Below are 21331 nucleotides of genomic sequence, written 5' to 3'. Positions count from 1 at the left end.
ATCTGGAAGGAAATATTTTCAACGCAACCCGGTACTGCTACACGCTTTCTTCCTGTTCCACCCGGACTTTTTTACTTCTCCGTTTGTATTTGATCTTGGTCGCTTCCCCTCCGCGGAGGTGTCTGATTGCCTTGTGGTACTCCAAAATTTCCTTTACCTGATTCGCCAATTCCGGATTTATCTCAGGCAGCCGCTCTGTCAGGTCTTTGTGCACCGTGCTTTTGGAAACACCGAACTCTTTGGCGATCATGCGAACCGTATTGCGCGTCTCCACAATGTATCGACCGATCTTTATGGTTCGCTCTTTGATGTAGTCGTGCACGCTACTCGCCTCCCTGTATCAACATTGTCTGTTACAATATATGGGGGGGTGCGGACACATATTCTACGTTTCCAAGCCTGACAAGCCGGCACTTCCGCATCTTTTTTCAAGGGCGTGTACACCCGGGCCGCCCGCACGTTATTTTGGCGAAAATGAAAGAAGGCGAAAAAAAGAAACCTGCAGAGACCCGTCCCTGCAGGTTATTTTGCATGTGTTTGTGTTTGCTCCCGGATTGGGCGTTTGCGTCAGCGGTCGACTTACTGATTTTCCGCTTCCGGCTTGACGAGGTGCTGCTCTGGATTGACGGGTTCCCCGTCCACATGCACCTCGAAGTGGAGGTGAACGCCGGCGTCCTTTTCATAGACGTTGCGTCCGGCTTTCCCCAGCACCTGTCCCTGGGTGACCTGGTCGCCCGGTTTTACGGTAACGTTCTCCAGGCTTTGGTAGACCGTGGTCAGCTTGTCGTCGTGCTCAATTTCCACCTTGAAGCCGACAAGCGGGTCGTTTTCCACCTTGGTCACCTTGCCGGCGAACGCAGCGATGACATCGAAGCTATTGCCGTCGGTCGCCTTCAGGTCTATCCCGGTATGCGGAATAAAGGTGTCCTTGTACGTGACAAGCGCCTTTTGCTGTTCTTCCTTGGACGCCTGTTCGTCAAAGAAGCCCATGCCCTGCTCGTACTTCACGCCTTTGCCGACCGGCCATGCGAGCTGCTGCGGATTGCCCGCCACCGGTACCGCGCCGTCCTTGCCGTTGGATTCATCGGCCGGAATGGCGGTGCCGTCCTGCGGTGTCGAGACTGCTACGCCGCCGTTGTTTGCGGTTTGTCCCGGCTCCGTATCGGTGACGCCACTCTGGTACCACATCACAATAGCGAGAATGATTGCTGCGGTGCCGATGTAGATTGCCGGAAACGCCCACTTCTTGCCCAGGATGTTTCTCCAGGAGCCAGCCTTTTTAAATGGAATCGGTTGATTTTGATTTTTTTGATCTTCCATTGTATTCATCACCTCATCCCTCAGTATCGCCAGTTTTTTGGCGGATAAACCTGAGAGTGAGGGAAATCTTGAAAATTTGCGCAAAGCGGCCCGTCTAGCTTTTCAGGACGCTGCCGCAGTCCTCCAGCGAGATGCCCTGGTAAAAGTATTTGACGATCTGCTCCGCGTTTTTTCCCGCTTTGGCCATCCCGTTGGCGCCCCACTGACTCATGCCGACGCCGTGCCCGTACCCTTTGGTCGTGATGTACACTTTGCCGTCTTGCAGTTCCATGGTAAAGGCGGAGGAGTTGAGCCCCAGCCGTTCGCGAAACTCGCGGCCGCTGAATTCCTTGCCGCCGATGCTGATCTTGCCCACGCGATTGCCCGTGGTCCGCTCCACGATCCGATACCAGCTGCCCCCGGAAGCCGCCTCCTGCGCGATGCGCACCCCCAGTTTTTGCTCCAGATCGGCCACGGTCATCACCTGTGTTTTCTCATAGCTGGGCGACTGGATGTCCCAGGGACTGGCGACGCTTTTCAAGTAGGGCACCGGCTTTTCAAAATACTCGCTGGCGTTTTCGGTAAAGCCGTTGCTGGTGGAAAAAAATGTGGCGTCGATCGGTTCCCCCTGATAGGTGAGAACCACTCCCGCCGTGGCCTGCACCGCCTGCCGAATGCGCCCGTTTTTCCAGTCAAACTGCTCCTTCCACAGCTCCCTGCGCTGCTGCTCGTCCAGGTACGCCTGGTGTTTGACCGTATCCAATACGTGCGCCCCTTCCGGAACGTCGCCGAACGCCTTTTCACTCAGCCGTCTGACGATGTAGGTGCGTGCCGCCATGGCCTGCGCCTTGAGCGCCTCGATCTCGAATTCGGCCGGCATTTCCGCCGCGACTACGCCTTCGACATACGTCTCCAGCGGGACGGTCTCCACTGTCTTCTTGTTGGTGCGGTACACCTTGACTTCGATCTTCGGACGGTTTGACGACGGAGTGTGCGGTGCGACGGCTGCCACGTCGGTGCCGCCGTCTGACAGGGGAGAAAACAGTGTCACCAGTGCGGCAGGCATCAACACGAGCAGTATCGGCAAACCGATAAACCAAACGATCAGGTAACGTTTCATGCGACAGCTCCTCCCCGATTTGTGCTGGACAATTTCAGTCTATGTACAAGCAGCAATAGCTAGAACGAGAGAGTCAGAGAGACGGGAAACGTCCTATTTGCCTGCATGGCACAAAAAAAGAGACTTCCCGCACAGGGAAGTCTCTCTTGTCTATTCGTTTTTGCAGTCATTCATTAAGCAAAATTGGGAGAGAAGCTGACTTTCACTTTCTCGGACGACGCCGCTTCCCGAACTTCCGCTTCCGGGGACACCCGTTCGACGTCGGCGCCCAGTTGGCGCAGCTTTTCCGTAAAGTTGACGTAGCCCCGGTCGATGTGGTGCAGACCCGAGACCTCGGTCTCGCCTTCCGCCACCAGGCCGGCCAGCACCAGAGCTGCTCCAGCCCGCAGGTCGGTGGCCGTGACCTTGCTGCCGGTCAGCTTGACACCGCCTTCTACAATGGCGCTGCGCCCTTCGATCTTGATGTTGGCGTTCATCCGGCGAAATTCTTCGACGTGCATGAAGCGGTTTTCAAACACCGTTTCCGTCACGATGCTGGTGCCTTCCGATACCAGCAGGAGTGCCATCATCTGCGACTGCATGTCTGTCGGGAAGCCGGGATACGGCAAGGTTTTAACGTCAACCGCCTTGATCGGGCCGCTGCGGCGGACGCGAATGCCGTTTTCCTGCTCGTCCACCGTCACTCCCATTTCCCGCAGCTTGGCAGTGACGGATTTCAGGTGATCACAAATTGCGCCTTCGATGAAGACATCGCCGCCGGTAATCGCCGCCGCCACCATGAACGTTCCGGCTTCGATCCGGTCGGGAATGACACAGTGGGTGCAGCCCTTGAGCGATTCCACGCCTTCGATGCGGATCGATCCGGTGCCGGCGCCGCGGATTTTGGCGCCCATGCCGTTGAGGAAGTTGGCCAGATCCACAATCTCCGGCTCTTCCGCGGCATTCTCAATCACGGTCGTTCCCTCGGCCAGGGCCGCGGCCATCATGATGTTTTCCGTAGCGCCCACGCTCGGAATATCCAGGTAGATTTTCGCGCCCTTCAGCCGACCCTCGACACTGGCTTCAATGAAGCCTTGTCCAATTTCGATTTTGGCGCCCATCGCCTCAAAGCCCTTGAGGTGCTGGTCGATCGGACGGGTGCCGATCGCACATCCCCCGGGAAGTGCAACGCGCGCCTTTCCTTGACGGGCGAGCAGCGGCCCCATCACCAGGAAGGACGCACGCATTTTGCGAACCAAATCATAGGAGGCTTCCACACTCGTCAACCGGGAAGCCTGAATCGTCAGCACTTCACGATCATATGTAAGGGAAATTCCCAACGATCTCAAGAGGTCGCATATGGTTCTGACATCGTCCAGAGCGGGTACGTCGTGAAGGACGCATGTGCCCGATTCTGCCAGAATGGATGCTGCAATAATAGGGAGTACGGCATTCTTGGCGCCGGAAACCTTGACCTTCCCGGCCAATGCCTTACCACCGCGGACAATGATTTTATCCAATGTGTACCCCTCCGCGTGCTAATATTCCGCTGTGATTATCGGTGTACCTACGGTAATCCACGTTCCAGATTGGCTGTCTCGATGAGTAGCCACCTGCAGATTCATCTTCGTTTTGTCATTTAACGCGATAAACGGTTTCCATGCCGGTGTATACCCGGAGATGCTGACAACCGTATCGTCCCGCAAACGCTCCAGTTCCATCGCGTGGAGGGCGCGAAAAATCGCCAAAATTTTACCCTCCTGTTGATCAACACTCAGTTTAACACTGTACATTCCGCGAACACAAGTGCTAATTTGCGGAATCATGTCGGCTTTTGTCAGGGCTTTGTCGAAAGAGTCCTGTATCACCCCTATATATTGTAGGGTATCAGGTGAGCCGGTCAGAGACAGCACAAGATATACATCATAGGCCCCCTGCCGAGGGACCCCTGTGACCTGGAACTGTCCTTGAACCCCTTGCCGTTCAAACAGGACTTGGTACACATGGAGATTGGATTTCCGCGTCCGATCGGCTTGTGGTACCGGAATGTCAAGCCGATGTGCCCATGCTTCGGCCAACGCTTTTACTTGCGCGGGACCAGATGCCTGGCCCAATTCGGCGCGCATTCGCACCTGGATTGATACACCTTTTGCTCCGGAGCCTTCCACTGCGGCGAGCAGCTGCGCCGCTACCGGTCGTTCCAGCTTTGCCTCTGCGGGCATCCGCCAAACCGTCACCGCCGCAGCCAACAGCAGCAGAAGCCACCACCCCGACCATTTCCCCATCGTCTTCCTCTCCCTTTTCACGCGCTTCTCTTTGTACTTTTTAGTTTGCACGGAAAATTGGAGGGATATACCAGTTGCGCATGGAGAGACTTCATCCGCTAGCCGCGATGCGTAACCAGATCGCCTGCGTGTGGATGCGGTCAGGAGAATACTTGTCCAATTATCAGCGACCAGCTCAGATAGTCAAGGAAAAAGCGGGCCACTTCGTATCCGATGACGAGCGACAGCAGGATCTGCAGCAGCTTGGCCTGCGCGCCGTCCGGTTTTTTCAGAAACAGATCGAAGCGTATGGCCTGCAGCGCCCACCAGCTCAAAGCGATGAAAAACACAGTCAAAATGATGCTGACAACTCCGTAAATTTCTTGCTGCATGGTGTTTCCTCCTTCTCCTGTATCGGCAAACCCGCCTTGTTCCATAAGTACAGAATGTGCAAAAAAAGGGGCGGCCTGTCGTGACAGCCGTCCCCTTTATTGTACCTGATGTTTGCCCGTCCTTCACTGAAACTCTGGCGGCAGCATGTCGCCAAAGTTAAACGACGGATTGAACTGGGCCTGCAGATAGTCGGTGGCGACACCCGGAAGCGCACCGAAGAATACGGTGGCAACGGCGAGGACCAGGACGAGGGCGCCGATGCTCTTTGGCACCGCCAGCGGCGCTTCGGTCGTGCCTGACCGCATGTACATCTGCCGAATGATCCCGAAATAGTAGTAGTAGGATACCACACTGGTCGCAATCATGATTGCTGCCAGCCAGTAGTTTTCCTGCGCGATGGCGCCCATGAACAGGTAGAACTTGCCGAAGAACCCGGCAGTAATCGGAATCCCTGCCAGCGACAGCAGGAAGATGCTCATCGCCACCGCAAGCAGCGGCGAGCGGTGGTACAACCCGGCGAATGCCTTCAATTCTTCGGTCTGCTGGTCGCGCGTGACGACCATGATCACGGCAAACGCGCCGAACGTGACGAGCAGGTAGGCAAACAGGTAAAACACAATTTCACTAAAGAACAGGGTCGTCGGCGGAACAAACGGCACCAGCAGGTACCCCGCCTGAGCGATTCCGGAGTAAGCCATCATCCGCTTGACGTTGGTCTGGCGCAGCGCCATGGTGTTCCCGATAATCATCGACGCTGCCGCCATCACGGCCAGATAGAGGCTGCCCTCCTGGAAAAAGAACCGGCCTTCCTCACCAGGAACCTGGAAGAACGCGATCATCAACAGGCGGAACACCAGCGCGAACCCAGCCGCCTTGGAGACGACCGCCAAAAAGGCAGTGACCGGCGTTGGCGCTCCTTGGTAGACATCCGGTGCCCACATGTGGTTGGGCGCAGCGGAAATTTTAAAGGCCAGCCCCACCGCGAGAAAAGCAAACGCGGCGTAGATGAGGAACTGGTAACCTGCCAAGGACGCGTGAACCAGACGGGAGGAAATCTCGTAAATGTTGGTGGTTCCCGTCAAACCGTACAGGTACGACATCCCGAACAGCGTGACTGCACTGGCGATGCCGCCGGACACGACGTACTTGAATGCTGATTCGTTGGAATGCAGCGACGTTTTGCGCAGTCCGACCAGCACGTACGAGGAGAGCGACAGCAGTTCCAGCCCGACAAACAGCGTGATCAGGTCGGCCGACGACGCCATCACCATCGCACCGAGCAGGCCGGTCAGCAGCAGGTAGTAGTATTCGCCGCTGTGCTTCACTTCCCCCTGCTTCATGTAGGGAATCGACAGCAGCAGGGTAAAGGCTGCCCCCGCCAAAAACAGCAGCTTGAACGCATTGCCGTAGTCGTCAATCCTGAGCATGTCTGCCATGTAGCTGTAGGGTTTGTCAAGCGTGTTCAGATTGACGAAGACAAACACGCCGGCCAGCACGACGCCGACCAGGGTCAGCCAGCCTGTCACCGTTTTGCTCAACCGTTTTCCGGCAAACACATCCAACAGGGTCAGGACGGTGGCAAAGCCGAGAATGATCCATTCGGGCAGAAGGTAGCTCCAGTCATACGAGAAGATAGTGTTTACGTCCATGGATTACCCTCCTATCCCCGTCACGATGGGTACGAGCGTTTTCAGAGTCTGCTGCATCGGATTGCCGAGCACGGCGGGATAGACCCCGATCAGGATGATGAAGCCGAGCAGCACCACCATCGGCACCACTTCCATCGGCTGAGCGTCGGCCAACCCCTTCAACCGTTCCGGCGTTGGGCCAAACGTCGTGCGCAGGATCGCCCGCAGCAGGTAGGCGGCCGTCAACACGATGCCCAGCGTGCCGATTGCGGCGTGAACCGGCATGTCGCCGAACAAACCCAGGAAGGCGAAGAATTCGCTGATGAAGCCGGACATGCCCGGCAGTCCCAGGGAGGCCATCCCCGCCGCCAGCAGGATGCCGCTCACAAACGGCATCGATTTGGCCAGGCCGCCCAGTTCGCTGATCATCGACGTTTGCGTCCGTTCCCAGATCACGCCGATCAGGAAAAACAGCAGCGCAGAGATGAAGCCGTGAGAGACTACCTGGAACATCGCTCCCTGAAACCCGATCGTGTTCATCGCGGCAAATCCCAGCAAGACGATGCCCATGTGGCTGATACTGGAGTAGGCCAGCACCATTTTCAAGTCCTTTTGGACAAAGGCGAGCACGGCTCCGTACAAAATGTTGATCAGCCCCAGCACCGCCATCCACCCGGCAAACTGATACGCCTGTTCGGGGAAAAAGCCGATGCCCATGCGCAACAGCCCGTATGCCCCCATTTTCAGCAGAATACCGGAGTGGATCATCACAATCGCCGGCGGCGCCTGCACGTGCACCTTCAACATCCAGGTGTGGAACGGAAACACAGGCAGTTTGACCGCAAACGCGATGAACAAGGCGAGAAACAGGCCGAAGCGGAACGCCGGCGTCATCGCAGCGGCAGCCGGATGGTCGGCCGCTGCCAAAATCGTCGCGATCTTCTCCATGTTCAACGTTTGCAGGAAGACAAACAGCACGATGAAGGCGATCAGCATGACCGCAGAGCCGATCCCGTTGTACAGCAAAAACTTGTTGGCCGCCCGTTCGCGTTCTCCGTAGCCCCAGATGCCGATCAGGAAAAAGGTCGGCACCAGCGTCAGTTCAAAGAAGATAAAGAACAGAAACAGGTTTTGCGAGGCGAATACGCCCAGCATGCCGATCAGCAGCAGGTGAAACAGGATGAAGTATTCCTTCAGCCGTTTTTTGATCTGCCAAGAGGCGACAGCAGCAAGCGTGCCGACAATCGCCGTGAGAACGATCAGCGGCATGGAGACGCCGTCCACTCCCAGCTCATAGTCCAGGTCAAACGTGAACATTTCCCCCCCTTGGGCAAACCCGATCGGGATGGAAATCCACTTGACGCTTTCGACAAATTGCGGCTCCGCCGTCTCGTAGTTGAAGGCGGCGAACAACATCAGGGACAGCGCCAGCGGCAGCAGCGTGCCCAGCACCCCAATCTGTTTGATCACACCGCCCTGATGACGCGGGACGAACGCCAGGATCAGGATGGCCAGCAGCGGCGAAAAGACGATCAAACTCAGCAGGATACTATTGACCAAAGAATCCACCTCCCTGCGCCGTCAGGCTGATCGCGACAACCAACAGCAGCAATCCGAACAGCACCACGGCCCCGTACGACTGCACCTGGCCGTTTTGTGCCCGGGCATGCAGCGAGCCGATGCCTCTGGTGATGCTCGCGGTCAGGGCCACAAGACCGTCCACCACGTACCGGTCGAACAAATCAAGCAGCAGTCCGAGCCAGTTGAGCGGACGGACAATGACGTGGTGATACAGTTCGTCAATAAAGTATTTGCGGTAGGACAATTGATACAGCCACGGCATCGTTTCCGGGATGGCGTCCGCCGGAATGTAGCGCTTGCCGTACATCAGATAGGCCAGCACAATGCCCAAAAGCGAGACCAACAGCGCCACGACCTGCAGCCAGGCGGCGGCGTGGCCCGTTCCCTCGCCGAATGCGGCGGTAATGACCTCGCCCGTTTCACCGGACAGCAACCATTCCGTCAGATACGGGGCGTACGGCGTATTGACAAAGCCGGCCCCGATCGCCAGCACGGCCAGGATCAGCAGCGGACCGGTCATGACCCCCGGCGATTCGTGGCCGTCATGTCTGCCCCGCGGCTCCCCGGCAAACGTCAGGAAGAACAGCCGGAACATGTAAAACGCAGTGAAGAACGCGGCGATGATCGCCAGCCACAAGAGGTCAAAGCGGTGCGCCTCGTACACGGCACTGAGAATCGCCTCTTTGGACCAGAAGCCGGCAAACGGGAAAATCCCCGCAATCGCCAGACAGCCGATCAAGAACGTCAGCGCGGTTACCGGCATCTTTTTCCACAGGCCGCCCATCTCAAACACGTCCTGCGTATGTACCGCGTGGATAACACTGCCGGCCGCGAGGAACAGCAGCGCCTTGAAAAACGCGTGCGTCATCAGGTGGAACGTCCCCGCCACATAGCCGGCCGCTCCGGCCACTCCGAGCGCCAGCATCATGTAGCCCAACTGGCTGACCGTCGAGTAGGCGAGCACACGTTTGATGTCGCGCTGCGTCAGGCCGATGGACGCGGCAAAAATGGCCGTAAACCCACCGACGTAGGCCACCACATTAAGTGCGATATCAGACGCGACAAACAGCGGATACGTGACCGCCACCAGGTACACGCCGGCCGCCACCATCGTCGCTGCGTGAATCAGGGCGGACACCGGCGTCGGCCCTTCCATCGCGTCCGGCAGCCAGGTGTGCAGCGGGAACTGGCCGGATTTGCCGACTGCGCCGACGAAGATCAGGATCGCCGCCAGCGTAATCATCCACGGCTCCAGTTTGCCGAGCGCGATGCTGTCAAAAATTTGCGCGAACTCAAAACTGCCGGTCCACCAGAACAGGAGGCAGATGCCGATGAACAAGCCCAGGTCGCCGATCCGCGTGACGATAAACGCCTTTTTCGCAGCCGCCTTGGCCTCCGGCTTGAAGTAGTAGTAGCCCACCAACAGGAACGAGCAGACCCCTACCAGTTCCCAGAAGATGTAGACCTGCAAGAGGTTTGGCGAGATCACCAGACCCAGCATGGAAAAGGTGAACAAGGCCAGGTATTGGTAAAACACGGGGAAGCGCTCGTCTCCGTGCATGTATCCCTTGGAGTAGATTTGCACGAGCAGGCTGACCAGCGTGACAATCACCAGCATCATGGCATTCAGTTGGTTTACTTCAAAGCCCATGGTGATGACGATGTCGCCCACCTGCAGCCAGTCGAGGGAGAACGCGTAATCGGACGCTCCCTCCTGAAACCTCTGCCAAAACGTCAGCGCCGCCAACCCAAACGACACGGCAGTCAACAGGATACCGACGGCGGCAGCTCCTTCTTTCAACTGACGGCCAAACGAGACGATCACGATGAAAGCAAGAAGCGGAAACAGAGGAATCAGCCACGCGTATTGCATCAGGGTATCCATCTTTGTCCTCCTTTTCGTCTAGCGTTTCATCGAATCCATCTCATCCACGTTGACGGTCACTTTGTTGCGGTACAGCGCGATGAGGATTGCCAGTCCCACCGCCACTTCGGCTGCCGCCACCGTCATCGTGAACAGGGTGAAAATCTGCCCCGTCACGGCCGGGAACAGCCCGTACTTGGCGAACGCCACGAGGTTGATGTTGACCGCATTCAGCATCAGTTCGATGGACAGCAGGACAACCACCGCGTTTCGCTTGGTCAGTGCCCCGTACAGTCCGACGCAAAACAAAATCAGGGCCACCAGCAAATAGGAGGTAATGTTTACACTCATTCGCTGTCCCCCTCCTTTTTCGCCATGATGATCGCGCCCACCAGCGCCACCAGCAGCAGAACGGATGCCAGTTCAAACGGAATGACATACTTCGTGAAAATCTCCACGCCAAGCTGCTTGACGCTGACTGCCTGCGCGGCCCCCTCCGGCGGCGCCGTCCATGTGGTCTTTTGGATGCCCCAGAACATCAGGCCGAACAGGCCAGCGACAAACACCAGGCTGAAGATGTTCTTCCAGGATCGTCCCGTCCCTTCGTCGGAAGCGTCGTGCTTGGTGAGCATGATCCCGAACAGCATCAGGATGGATATGGCGCCCGAGTATACCAGCACCTGGGCCACGCCAATGAACTCGGCGTCCAGCAGTATGAACAAGCCAGCGATGCTGATAAACGTGATCCCGAGCGAAATGACCATGTGCACCACCCGGGTGAAGCTGATCATGAAGACCGCGCCGCCGATCGTCAGAAGGGAGAGGATGAAAAAGGCCAGAAATTCGCCGGTCATGACTAATTCTCCTCCCTGACGTTGGTATTGTTGTCGTCCAGCCACTTCAGGTCCTTGTACAACTCGTCCCGGCTGTACACGGCCAACTCGAAGTTGTTGGTCATCACGATCGCTTCCGTTGGGCACACCTCCGTACAGAGGTCGCACAGGATGCAGATTTCAAAGTTAATGTCGTAGGTGTCAATGATTTTCCCCTTTTTCTCCGGATCGGGATGAGGCTTGCCCGTCAATTGGATGCACTGCGTCGGGCAGATGCGCGCGCACTGGTTGCAGACGATGCATCGTTCCGGCGAGAAGTGCTGAATGCCGCGAAACCGGGGCGGCATCGGAAAGGGCACGTCCGGGTAGAAATGGGTCACTTTTTTCTCGGTCAGCTTTTTAAATGTATACCCCAGGCCTTTGGCCAGTCCTAGCATGTGTGTCACCCCTCTGGTCAAGATCGTGATACGGCTCGGCGTCTAGGAGATCATGCCGTTCTGGAAGGAAATCACCACGGCGGTCAGCAGGATGTTCAAGAGCGCCAGCGGCAGAAGTACTTTCCAGGCAAACGACATCAACTGGTCGACGCGCAGACGGGGGAACGTCGCACGTACCCAGAACTGGAAAAAGACGTAGAGCAAGAATTTGAGAACAAACCAGACAATACCTGGAATGAAGGAAAGGCTGGGATGGATCGGCAGCCAGCCGCCCAAAAAAAGGATGGTCACCAGGGCGCCCATGCCGAACATGTAGACGTATTCCGCCAGCATGAACATGGCAAAGCGGAACCCGGAGTACTCTACGTGGTAGCCGGCCACCAGTTCCGATTCGGCCTCCGGCAGGTCGAACGGCGTGCGGTTCAGCTCCGCCTGTGCCGCCACGATGAAGACGGCAAAGCCGAGAAACTGCGGCACGATATTCCACACATCCTGCTGCGCCAATACAATCTCCCGCAGGTTCATGCTGCCGGTCATCAGCACGACCCCGACCACAGACATGACCAGCGGCACTTCGTAGCTGATCATCTGCGCGGCGGAGCGCAATCCGCCGATCAGCGAATACTTGTTGTTGGAAGCCCAGCCAGCCGTAATCACGCCCAGAACGGTGATGCCGGACAAGGCGATGTAATAGAGCAGGCCAATGCCCAGATCGGCAAAGCGAATGCTGTCCGTAAACGGCATGACGGCGAGGACGCCAAACGCGGGCGCATACGCCAGAATGGGGGCCAGCGTAAACAGTGCCTTGTCGGCATGCTGCGGCCTCGTATCTTCCTTCAGCAGCAGCTTCGCCACGTCCGCCACCGTCTGCAACAGACCGAGAGGACCGACGCGGTTGGGACCAATCCGCAGCTGCATCCAGCCGATCACCTTGCGTTCAAAATAGATCGCGTAGGTGACGAAAAACAGCACGACGAGCAGCAGTGCCACCGCCGCCAGAGCAAACCAGAGTGTGGTGCTCCATGAGGGCGTTTGTTGCAACAGATCGCTCATCAGCAGTCAACCTCCCCGAGCACAATGTCGATGCTGCCCAGGACGGCCACCATGTTGGCGATGTTTTCGCCCTCCAACAGTTTGGGCAGGATCTGCAGATTGTGGAACGACGGGCGGCGGAACTTCACGCGCCACGGCTTATCCTTGCCGTTGCTGGCGATGTAGCAGCCGATCTCCCCGCGCGGCGCCTCGATCCGCACGAACGCCTCGCCTGCTGGCGGACGAATGACGCGAGGCACTTTGCCCATGATTTCTCCCTCGCTGGGAAATTGATCGAGCGCCTGCTCAAGAATGCGCAACGACTGTTCGATCTCCGCCACCCGCAAATGGTAACGCGCCAGGCAGTCGCCTTCGGTAGCCGTCGGCACGTCAAACTCGAAACGGTCGTAAATGCAGTACGGCTCGTCTTTGCGCAAATCCCACTTCACCCCGGTGGACCGCAGCATTACGCCGGAGAGCGAGTAATCCAGCGCAGTCTTCTGATCAAACTTGCCGATCCCCCGCAGCCGGTTGATGAATATTTCGTTGCCGGTCACCAGTCTGTGGTAGTTGTTCAATTCCTTTTTCATGTATTGGACGAACTCTTTTACCTTGTCGATCCAGCCTGGCGGCGCATCCCACTTCACGCCGCCGACGCGCATGTAGTTGAATGTCATACGCGCTCCGCACAGCTCATTGAACAAATCCAGGATGCTTTCCCGGTCGCGGAAGGCGTACAGGAACGGTCCCATCGCCCCGAGGTCCAACAGGTACGTCCCCCACCATACCAGGTGGCTGGCCACGCGGTTCAGTTCCATTGCGATCAGCCGCAGGAATTGCGCCCTCTCCGGCACTTCCACGCCCATCATCGTCTCGACGGCGTGGCAAAAGACGTAGTTGTTGGTCATGGCAGCGACGTAATCCATCCGGTCAGTATAGGGAATGATCTGCGTGTACGTCAGGTTTTCCGCCAGCTTTTCCGTCCCCCGGTGGAGATAACCTATCACGGGAGTTGCTTCCTTGATGGTCTCCCCGTCAATTTTGACGACCAGACGCAATACACCGTGGGTACTGGGGTGCTGCGGTCCGACGTTGAGGAGCATTTCTTCCGTCCGGATACCCGACTCAGGAGATGTCGTGGCATTCGTCAATAGGATGTCGCGGTTCATCTGCTACACCTCCTCGTCGTACTGCACGTAATCTTTTCTCAGCGGATAGCCGATCCACTCGTCCGGCAGCAAAATTCGACGCAATTCGGTATGTCCCGGGAAATAAATACCCAACAAGTCGAATGTTTCCCGTTCACACCAATCGGCACCGCGCCAAATGTCCATAACCGACGAGACACTGGGTTGTTCGCGGTTGGTTTTGACCTTTACCGCCAGGCTCTGCCGATTTTTGTAGGAATAGAAATGATAGTAGACTTCCATGCGGTCTTCGTAATCGACGCCGTGCAAATCGGACAGGTAGTCGAACGCCAGCGCCTCGTCTTCTTTCAGAAACCGGGCCACATCATGCCAGCGCTCATTTTTCACCACCAGCGTCGGAACGTCTTTGGACAGCTCGTTGATATAGGCTGCTTCCAGCACATCCGCACCAAACGCTTCGGAAATACGGGTCACGTATTTGTCCAAATACGGCTGATTGGGAGATGGCTGTTTGGGCGCTTCGGCTGCCTCGTCAGCTCCTGCTGCCCCGCCGGCCTTTGCCTTTGCCGCCGCAGCTGCTGCTGCCGCTGCTTTAGCCTTGGCCGCCGCTGCCGCTTTTGCCTTCGCGTCGGCGTCTCCGCCCGACTCTGCTCCGCCAGCTTCCGCCGCTTCTCGCGCGGCCTTTGCCTTCGCCGCCGCAGCTGCTGCTGCCGCTGCTTTAGCCTTGGCCGCCGCTGCCGCTTTTGCCTTCGCGTCGGCGTCTCCGCCCGACTCTGCTCCGCCAGCTTCTGCCGCTTCTCGCGCGGCCTTTGCCTTCGCCGCCGCGGCAGCTGCTGCCGCTGCTTTAGCCTTGGCCGCCGCTGCCGCTTTTGCCTTCGCGTCGGCATCTCCGCCCGACTCTGCTCCGCCAGCTTCTGCCGCTTCTCGTGCGGCCTTTGCCTTCGCCGCCGCGGCTGCTGCTGCCGCTGCTTTAGCCTTGGCCGCCGCTGCCGCTTTTGCCTTCGCGTCGGCATCTCCGCCCGACTCTGCTCCGCCAGCTTCCGCCGCTTCTCGCGCGGCCTTTGCCTTCGCCGCCGCAGCTGCTGCTGCCGCTGCTTTTGCTTTCGCCTTCTCTTCCGGTGTCATTTCCGAAACAGGCTTGGCCGCAGTTGGCTGGACTTCAGACGTGTCGCCGCCTGCAGCCTGTGCATTCGAAGGGGATGCCGCAGATTGCTCTGTCCCTTTCGCCTGCTGTTCTTTCGCTTTACGCAACGCCTCAGCCTTGGCCCGGGCCTCTGCCGCAGCCTTCGCCTTTTCTTCCGGCGTCGGTTTACGCTTTTCGTCGCTCATTGGCTGGTCACCCGCTTTCCGGTCTTCGCCTCGTAGCGAATTTTCTCCTGCAGCTTGTTTATGCCGTAAATCAATGCTGCCGGGTTGGGAGGACAGCCCGGAATGTAGACATCGACGGGCACAATCTGGTCTACACCTTTCACCACGCTGTACGACCTCACGTACGGCCCGCCGGCCGTGGCACAGGAGCCCATGGCGATGACCCATTTGGGTTCCGGCATTTGGTCGTACAATCTGCGCAAGAGCGGCGCCATTTTTTTCGTGACCGTGCCAGCCACGATCATCACGTCGGATTGCCGCGGGGAGGCACGGAAAATGACGCCAAAGCGGTCAAGGTCGAATCGGGAGCCGCCGGTACCCATCATCTCGATGGCACAGCAGGCCAACCCGAACGTCAGCGGCCAGAGGGAATTGCTCCTCACCCACCCCTTGAGCGTTTCCAGCGTCGTAAACATGACGTTGCGATTCAGTTCTTCCTGCAGTTCAGGCGCGATGCTCGTGAGATCTAGTTCCATTCCAGCACCTTCTTTCTCCAAGCGTAGATCAAACCAACCACCAGCAACGTGATAAAAATCACCATCTCTATCAGGGCAAACAGGCCCAACTGGTTATAGGCGACCGCCCATGGATAGAGAAAGAGGGTTTCTACATCAAAAATGACAAACAGCAGGGCGAAAATGTAGTACTTGACGTTGAAGCGCACCCAACTGTCCCCCACAGGAATGTTACCGCTTTCATAGGTGGTTTGCTTTTCCGGCGTCGGCTTCCTGGGACGCAGCAGTGGTCCGATGATGCTCACGGTTGCCACCGGCAGCAGTATCCCAAGGATCAGGAAAATCGCCACAATCACGTAATTGTTGGTGTAAACCTCACTCACCGACGTTCCCTCCGCTCTGTGAAAAATATGAAAAATTTTGAACGCAATCCCGATACAATTGACACTGGTATTTTTTCGTGCATCATGCGGCCCCAGGACAAGCTGCTGATCCAACCTGACACTGTTAGAAAAAAATACCTACATCATTATAGCAAATCGCCAAACGAGTGTCTAACCAAAGCCCCCTCCTCTGACAATAAAAGGAAAAACTTAGAGAAAAGTCCCTAAGTTTTTCCAATTACAAATATCCTTTATTATTGAACATTCGCGGAGAACTCTTGTCCGAGGAAATCCTCGTAAATGCGCTCCCATACAACCGTAAAGGTCATCGGTTGGTCATCCGGAATCTCAAACATGTTTTCAATCGGCTCTTCCATATACGGCGTCAGCTTGATCAGCACTTCGTTCAGCATCGCATCGTTGGTGTTCAGCATCTCTTTCAGTTCAGCCTTGGTGTAGGTAAAGGTGTTTTCCTCGTGCTCATGCAGTTTCAACACCAAACGGCTGAAGATCGGATGAACCAATACCTCCAGCTTGATGTGGGTCAGGGCAAATTTCTCCGCATCGGTCAGTTGGAACAGATCGACCGTGTCCGGGAACGGATGAACGGGGATGTCCCACACGTCGCCCTTGTCCAGTACCAGCCCCCACTTGGTCAGCAGTTCGATGGCCTCATCCCGGGAGGTCGGGTACTGATAACCGGAGCGCTCCAGGAACTCCTTGTGTTTCTCCACGTGCTCCACATAGGCATTGTAGTCCTGTTCCGACTTGAATTTTTCCTTATTCAGTGTGGAAAACACATGCTGCAGTCCTTTGAAGCTGTCCAATTGCTGCTTCATTTCTTCCTTGCTTTCGCATTTGGTTACCACGTAGCACAACGCCTGAAACAGGACGTTCATGTCATGAGACAACACGTTGTACCAGCCGTTAGCCGTATATCCGCTGGGAATGACTACACCTTGCTGGTTATTGCGAATATCGCGAATCGTTTGCATGACTTACACTCTCCTTCTTTCCGATCGCCGGTGCCGTCCAGCCCCCTTCGCTGTTATAGGGCACACGGCACGCCTCGGCACAGAGCATTAGGTTTATTATAACGGAAACAGCAGGTCAGTACCAACTGGAAAAAAATCGTCCCGCTACAGGAAAAATCCCCGCAACCGGGTGGCGCGGGGATTTTTGCTTACAGATTGTTGGTCACATCGAGACGAGCCATGGCGCGCTGCAGGGCGCGTTCGGCACGGCGAATGTCGAGGTCCGGATGCTTGTCAATCAAACGCTTTTCGGCGCGTTCTTTTGCCGCCTTGGCGCGTTCCACGTCAATGTCCTCCGGAAGTTCTGCCGTCTCGGCCAGAATCGTCACCTTGTCGCCGCGAACTTCCATGAACCCGCCGCTTACGGCCATGCGAATCTCTTTCTCGCCTTCCGTCTTGATCCGAACAGGCGCTATTTTCAGCGGGGTTACCAGCGGCATGTGGTTCGGCAAAATACCGAGATCCCCCTGCACGCCTCGGGCAATGACCATGCTGGCTTCGCCGCTGTAGACAACCCGTTCAGGAGTTACGACTTCCACTGTCATCTTGCTCACTTACTGGTCTCCCCTTTCCAGGGTGTCTTACGCCATGGTCTTCGCTTTCTCAACCGCTTCCTCAATCGTACCTACGTAGAGGAATGCCGCCTCAGGCAGATCGTCGTGCTTGCCTTCCAGGATTTCTTTGAAGCTGCGGACCGTTTCCTTGAGCGGGACGTATTTGCCCGGGAAGCCGGTAAACTGCTCGGCCACGTGGAACGGTTGGGACAGGAAGCGCTGAATGCGGCGTGCACGAGCTACGATCAGCTTGTCTTCGTCGCTCAGCTCGTCCATACCCAGGATCGCGATGATGTCCTGGAGCTCTTTGTAGCGCTGCAGGATTTTTTGCACGCCACGCGCCACTTCGTAGTGCTCTTGTCCGACGATGTCCGGGGACAGCGCACGGGATGTGGATGCGAGCGGGTCAACCGCAGGGAAGATACCCAGCTCGGCGATAGAACGCTCCAGGTTGGTGGTAGCGTCCAAGTGTGCGAAGGTCGTAGCCGGAGCCGGGTCGGTGTAGTCGTCCGCCGGTACGTAGATCGCTTGGATGGACGTTACGGAACCTTTTTTCGTAGAGGTAATGCGCTCTTGCAGCTGACCCATCTCGGTTGCCAGCGTCGGCTGATAACCTACCGCAGACGGCATGCGTCCCAGCAGCGCGGATACCTCGGAACCCGCTTGGGTAAAGCGGAAGATGTTGTCGATGAACAAGAGTACGTCGCGGCCCTCTTCGTCACGGAAGTACTCCGCCATGGTCAGACCGGTCAGCGCCACGCGCAGACGCGCACCCGGCGGTTCGTTCATCTGACCGAACACCATCGCGGTTTTCGGCAGAACGCCTGCGTCTTTCATCTCGTGATACAGGTCGTTACCTTCACGCGTGCGCTCGCCTACGCCGGCGAATACGGAGATACCGCCGTGCTCTTGTGCGATGTTGTTGATCAGCTCTTGGATGGTAACGGTTTTTCCTACGCCCGCACCGCCGAACAGACCGATTTTACCACCCTTGATGTACGGCGCGAGCAGGTCGATTACCTTAATACCGGTTTCGAGAATTTCTACGGTCGTTGCTTGTTCTACAAACTCCGGCGCTTTGCGGTGGATCGGGTCGCGGCGCTCCACTTCGCCCAGTTCCTTCAGGTCGATCGGTTCACCCAGCACGTTAAATACACGGCCCAGGGTTACTTGACCAACCGGTACGGAGATCGGAGCACCTGTGTCAATCGCTTCCATGCCGCGCACCAGACCGTCGGTGGATGCCATCGCAACGGTACGTACGCGATTGTCGCCCAGGTGAACCGCAACCTCAACGGTCAAATCAATGTCGCGCTCCCCCGCGTTTTGCGCTTTATGTTGAATCTTGATCGCATTGTAAATGGCAGGCAGGTGTCCGCGTTCAAACTCGATGTCTACAACGGGACCCATTACCTGAACCACGCGTCCTTTCGCCATCTTACTTCTTCCCTCCTGTGAAACTGATTTGGGCGTTTACCTAGCCATTACGCTTGCGCATTCGCACCTGCGACAATTTCGGAGATCTCTTGGGTAATGGCTGCCTGACGGGCACGGTTGTACTCCAGTGTCAGCTTGTCGATCATGGCGGTTGCATTGTCCGTTGCGTTGCCCATCGCGGTCATGCGGGCTCCTTCCTCAGACGCCTTTGCATCCAGGAGCGCGCTGTACACGAGCGTTTCTGCATATTTCGGCAGCAGCACCGACAGCACTTCTTCAGCGGACGGTTCGTATTCGTAGTTCATCTGGCGCTGTTCACCGCTCTCCACAGCGTTCAGCGGGAGCAGACGGGTAATCGTCGGCACCTGCGAAATGGCACTGCGGAATTCATTGTAGCAAAGGTACAGCTCGTCGATTTTTTCGTCGGCAAACATCTGAACCGCCGCGCTGGCGATTTTCTTGATGTCGGCAAACGTCGGGTTGCCGGGCAGTCCCACGACCTCATCAATAATCGGGTAGTTGCGCTTGCGGAAAAAATCGCGCCCTTTGCGCCCCAGCACAAAGATGGCGTATTCGTCCTGCGACTTGTGCTTCTCCTTGATGGCCTGGAGCACTTTCCGAATGACGTTTCCGTTATAGCCGCCAGCCATGCCGCGGTCCGAGGTGATGACGATGTACCCGGTCTTTTTCACCGGCCGGGATTCCAGCATCGGATGTTTTACCGCAGTCGTGCCGCTCGCGATGCTGGCAATAACCTCCCGGATCTTGTGAGCATACGGACGTGCCGCTTCCGCTCTCTCCTGGGCGCGGCGAAGTCTCGCTGCCGCCATCATCTTCATCGCCTTGGTGATTTGGCGCGTATTCTTAAAGCTCTTGATACGGCTTCGAATTTCGCGAATTCCTTTAGCCACTCTCTTTTCACCACCTTGGGGGTGCATGCCGAACCGCAGTCGGCCGGCATGCAACAGATGTCAATCTATATCCGCTTAGCGGCTAACCGAAAAGCCTTTTTTGAACTCTTCGATCGCTGCGTTCAGGTCTTTTTCATCCGGAAGCTCTTTGGTCGTGCGAATGTGTTCGAGCAGTTGCGGCTTGTTGGAATCGAGGTAGGAGAGGAATTCCTTCTCGAAACGGCGCACATCCTCTACCGGAATATCGTCGAGATAGCCTTTGGTTGCGGCGTAGATGATGGCAACCTGCTTCTCCACCGGCATCGGATCGAATTGGTTTTGCTTCATGACTTCCATCAGGCGCTGACCGCGGGTCAGACGGGCTTGCGTCGCCTTGTCCAGGTCGGAACCGAACTGCGCAAACGCTGCCAGCTCGCGGTATTGGGCCAGCTCCAGCTTGAGCGGACCGGCAACTTTTTTCATTGCCTTGATTTGCGCCGCACCACCTACGCGGGATACGGAAAGACCCGTGTTAACCGCAGGGCGTTGACCGGAGTTGAACAGGTCGGTCTCCAGGAAGATCTGACCGTCGGTGATGGAGATTACGTTGGTCGGAATGTACGCGGAAATGTCACCCGCTTGCGTTTCGATGAACGGCAGTGCAGTCAGGGAACCGGCACCCATTTCGTCGGAGAGCTTCGCAGCACGCTCCAGCAGACGGGAGTGCAGGTAGAAGACGTCACCCGGATACGCTTCGCGGCCCGGAGGACGACGGAGCAGGAGGGACATTTCGCGGTATGCCGCTGCTTGCTTGGACAGGTCGTCGTACACGCAGAGGACGTGCTGTCCTTTGTACATGAAGTATTCACCCATGGACACGCCTGCGTACGGAGCCAGGAACAGGAGCGGAGCCGGGTCGGACGCCGTCGCGGACACCACGATGGTGTACTCCAGGGCACCGTGCTTGCGCAGGGTTTCCACGATGTTGGCAACGGTCGATTGCTTTTGGCCGATTGCCACGTAGATACAAATCATGTTTTGGCCTTTTTGGTTGATGATGGTGTCCAGCGCCACAGCCGTTTTACCGGTTTGACGGTCACCGATGATCAGCTCGCGCTGACCGCGACCGATCGGAATCATCGCGTCGATTGCCTTGATACCGGTTTGCAGCGGCTCGTGAACGGATTTACGCGCCATAACACCAGGAGCCGGGCTTTCAACCGGACGGAATTCCGTCGTGTTGATCGGGCCCAGTCCGTCGAGCGGTTGACCGAGCGGGTTTACCACACGGCCGAGCAGCGCTTCGCCCACCGGCACCTCCATGATGCGGCCGGTGCGTTTTACCGTGTCGCCTTCTTTAATGTCGCGGAACGGACCGAGAATAACGACACCCACGTTGTCTTCTTCCAAGTTGAGTACCATACCCATGACGCCGTTTTGGAACTCGAGCAGTTCCCCCGCCATGGCTTTTTCCAAACCGTGAACGCGAGCGATACCGTCACCGATCTGAATGACCGTGCCTACGTCCACAACTTCGATTTCAGATGTAAAATTAGCAATCCGCTCTTTGATGAGGGAGCTAATTTCTTCTGGTCTGATTGCACTCACTATATATTCACCCCATTCATCCAA

At 56.8% G+C, this 21331-nt stretch carries 22 protein-coding genes; all 22 read right to left on the bottom strand.

Annotated elements, in window-relative coordinates:
* Positions 1–37: 37 nt before the first annotated feature.
* The 22 genes from spoIIID to atpA all read right to left on the bottom strand — a co-directional run bounded on the left by spoIIID (position 38) and on the right by atpA (position 21307).
* Positions 38–322, bottom strand: a complete 285-nt coding sequence (gene spoIIID / locus ETC00_RS01220) for a sporulation transcriptional regulator SpoIIID (RefSeq protein WP_003388385.1) — start codon at positions 320–322, stop codon at positions 38–40.
* 257 nt (positions 323–579) lie between these two features.
* On the bottom strand, positions 580–1320 hold the full coding sequence (locus ETC00_RS01215) for a M23 family metallopeptidase (protein WP_171564128.1): 741 nt from the start codon (positions 1318–1320) through the stop codon (positions 580–582).
* A gap of 94 nt (positions 1321–1414) precedes the next feature.
* Positions 1415–2419 (bottom strand): stage II sporulation protein D, encoded by a 1005-nt coding sequence (gene spoIID, locus ETC00_RS01210; RefSeq protein ID WP_171564126.1) that lies wholly within the window; start codon positions 2417–2419, stop codon positions 1415–1417.
* Positions 2420–2592: 173 nt separating this feature from the next.
* Positions 2593–3918, bottom strand: coding sequence for a UDP-N-acetylglucosamine 1-carboxyvinyltransferase (gene murA, locus ETC00_RS01205; RefSeq protein ID WP_171564124.1), 1326 nt, complete (start codon positions 3916–3918; stop codon positions 2593–2595).
* Positions 3919–3936: 18 nt separating this feature from the next.
* Positions 3937–4683 (bottom strand): YwmB family TATA-box binding protein, encoded by a 747-nt coding sequence (locus tag ETC00_RS01200; protein ID WP_171564122.1) that lies wholly within the window; start codon positions 4681–4683, stop codon positions 3937–3939.
* Between the two features lie 140 nt (positions 4684–4823).
* A complete protein-coding gene (locus ETC00_RS01195) occupies positions 4824–5054 on the bottom strand; it encodes a DUF1146 family protein (RefSeq protein WP_171564121.1) in 231 nt (76 codons plus the stop codon).
* A gap of 123 nt (positions 5055–5177) precedes the next feature.
* Positions 5178–6704 (bottom strand): NADH-quinone oxidoreductase subunit NuoN, encoded by a 1527-nt coding sequence (gene nuoN / locus ETC00_RS01190; RefSeq protein WP_171564120.1) that lies wholly within the window; start codon positions 6702–6704, stop codon positions 5178–5180.
* Positions 6705–6707: 3 nt separating this feature from the next.
* Positions 6708–8243, bottom strand: coding sequence for a complex I subunit 4 family protein (locus ETC00_RS01185; protein ID WP_171564119.1), 1536 nt, complete (start codon positions 8241–8243; stop codon positions 6708–6710).
* A complete protein-coding gene (nuoL, locus tag ETC00_RS01180) occupies positions 8233–10149 on the bottom strand; it encodes an NADH-quinone oxidoreductase subunit L (protein ID WP_171564116.1) in 1917 nt (638 codons plus the stop codon). Before nuoL ends, ETC00_RS01185 begins: the two co-directional genes overlap by 11 nt.
* An 18-nt stretch (positions 10150–10167) precedes the next feature.
* Complete coding sequence (gene nuoK, locus ETC00_RS01175; protein WP_171564115.1) at positions 10168–10479, bottom strand: NADH-quinone oxidoreductase subunit NuoK; 312 nt, start codon at positions 10477–10479, stop codon at positions 10168–10170.
* The gene (locus ETC00_RS01170) at positions 10476–10982 is read right to left on the bottom strand and encodes an NADH-quinone oxidoreductase subunit J (protein ID WP_171564113.1); all 507 of its coding nucleotides are present in this window, start codon (positions 10980–10982) and stop codon (positions 10476–10478) included. The genes nuoK and ETC00_RS01170 overlap by 4 nt, the downstream gene beginning before the upstream one ends.
* Positions 10983–10984: 2 nt before the next feature.
* Positions 10985–11398 (bottom strand): NADH-quinone oxidoreductase subunit NuoI, encoded by a 414-nt coding sequence (nuoI, locus tag ETC00_RS01165; protein WP_171564111.1) that lies wholly within the window; start codon positions 11396–11398, stop codon positions 10985–10987.
* Between the two features lie 42 nt (positions 11399–11440).
* Positions 11441–12454, bottom strand: a complete 1014-nt coding sequence (gene nuoH / locus ETC00_RS01160) for an NADH-quinone oxidoreductase subunit NuoH (protein WP_171564203.1) — start codon at positions 12452–12454, stop codon at positions 11441–11443.
* Positions 12451–13599, bottom strand: coding sequence for an NADH-quinone oxidoreductase subunit D (locus ETC00_RS01155; RefSeq protein ID WP_171564110.1), 1149 nt, complete (start codon positions 13597–13599; stop codon positions 12451–12453). The genes nuoH and ETC00_RS01155 overlap by 4 nt, the downstream gene beginning before the upstream one ends.
* Positions 13600–13602: 3 nt before the next feature.
* Positions 13603–14907, bottom strand: coding sequence for an NADH-quinone oxidoreductase subunit C (locus ETC00_RS01150; RefSeq protein WP_171564108.1), 1305 nt, complete (start codon positions 14905–14907; stop codon positions 13603–13605).
* Positions 14904–15422: a NuoB/complex I 20 kDa subunit family protein gene (locus ETC00_RS01145; protein WP_171564107.1), complete on the bottom strand. Its 519-nt coding sequence runs from the start codon at positions 15420–15422 to the stop codon at positions 14904–14906. Before ETC00_RS01145 ends, ETC00_RS01150 begins: the two co-directional genes overlap by 4 nt.
* On the bottom strand, positions 15413–15784 hold the full coding sequence (locus tag ETC00_RS01140) for an NADH-quinone oxidoreductase subunit A (RefSeq protein WP_171564105.1): 372 nt from the start codon (positions 15782–15784) through the stop codon (positions 15413–15415). Before ETC00_RS01140 ends, ETC00_RS01145 begins: the two co-directional genes overlap by 10 nt.
* A 254-nt stretch (positions 15785–16038) precedes the next feature.
* The gene (locus ETC00_RS01135; RefSeq protein ID WP_171564103.1) at positions 16039–16779 is read right to left on the bottom strand and encodes a DUF6042 family protein; all 741 of its coding nucleotides are present in this window, start codon (positions 16777–16779) and stop codon (positions 16039–16041) included.
* Positions 16780–16967: 188 nt separating this feature from the next.
* Complete coding sequence (locus ETC00_RS01130; RefSeq protein WP_065067430.1) at positions 16968–17372, bottom strand: F0F1 ATP synthase subunit epsilon; 405 nt, start codon at positions 17370–17372, stop codon at positions 16968–16970.
* 27 nt (positions 17373–17399) lie between these two features.
* Positions 17400–18809, bottom strand: coding sequence for a F0F1 ATP synthase subunit beta (atpD, locus tag ETC00_RS01125; protein ID WP_029100366.1), 1410 nt, complete (start codon positions 18807–18809; stop codon positions 17400–17402).
* A 47-nt stretch (positions 18810–18856) separates the two neighbouring features.
* A complete protein-coding gene (atpG, locus tag ETC00_RS01120; RefSeq protein ID WP_171564102.1) occupies positions 18857–19720 on the bottom strand; it encodes an ATP synthase F1 subunit gamma in 864 nt (287 codons plus the stop codon).
* 75 nt (positions 19721–19795) lie between these two features.
* Positions 19796–21307, bottom strand: a complete 1512-nt coding sequence (gene atpA / locus ETC00_RS01115) for a F0F1 ATP synthase subunit alpha (RefSeq protein ID WP_171564100.1) — start codon at positions 21305–21307, stop codon at positions 19796–19798.
* Positions 21308–21331 lie beyond the last annotated feature (24 nt).

Origin of the sequence: Brevibacillus sp. MCWH (assembly GCF_013096935.1) — a bacterium.
Lineage (GTDB): Bacteria > Bacillota > Bacilli > Brevibacillales > Brevibacillaceae > Brevibacillus > Brevibacillus aydinogluensis.
The sequence above is the reverse complement of the archived record's forward strand: the minus strand, read 5'-3'. Positions and strand labels throughout refer to the sequence as shown.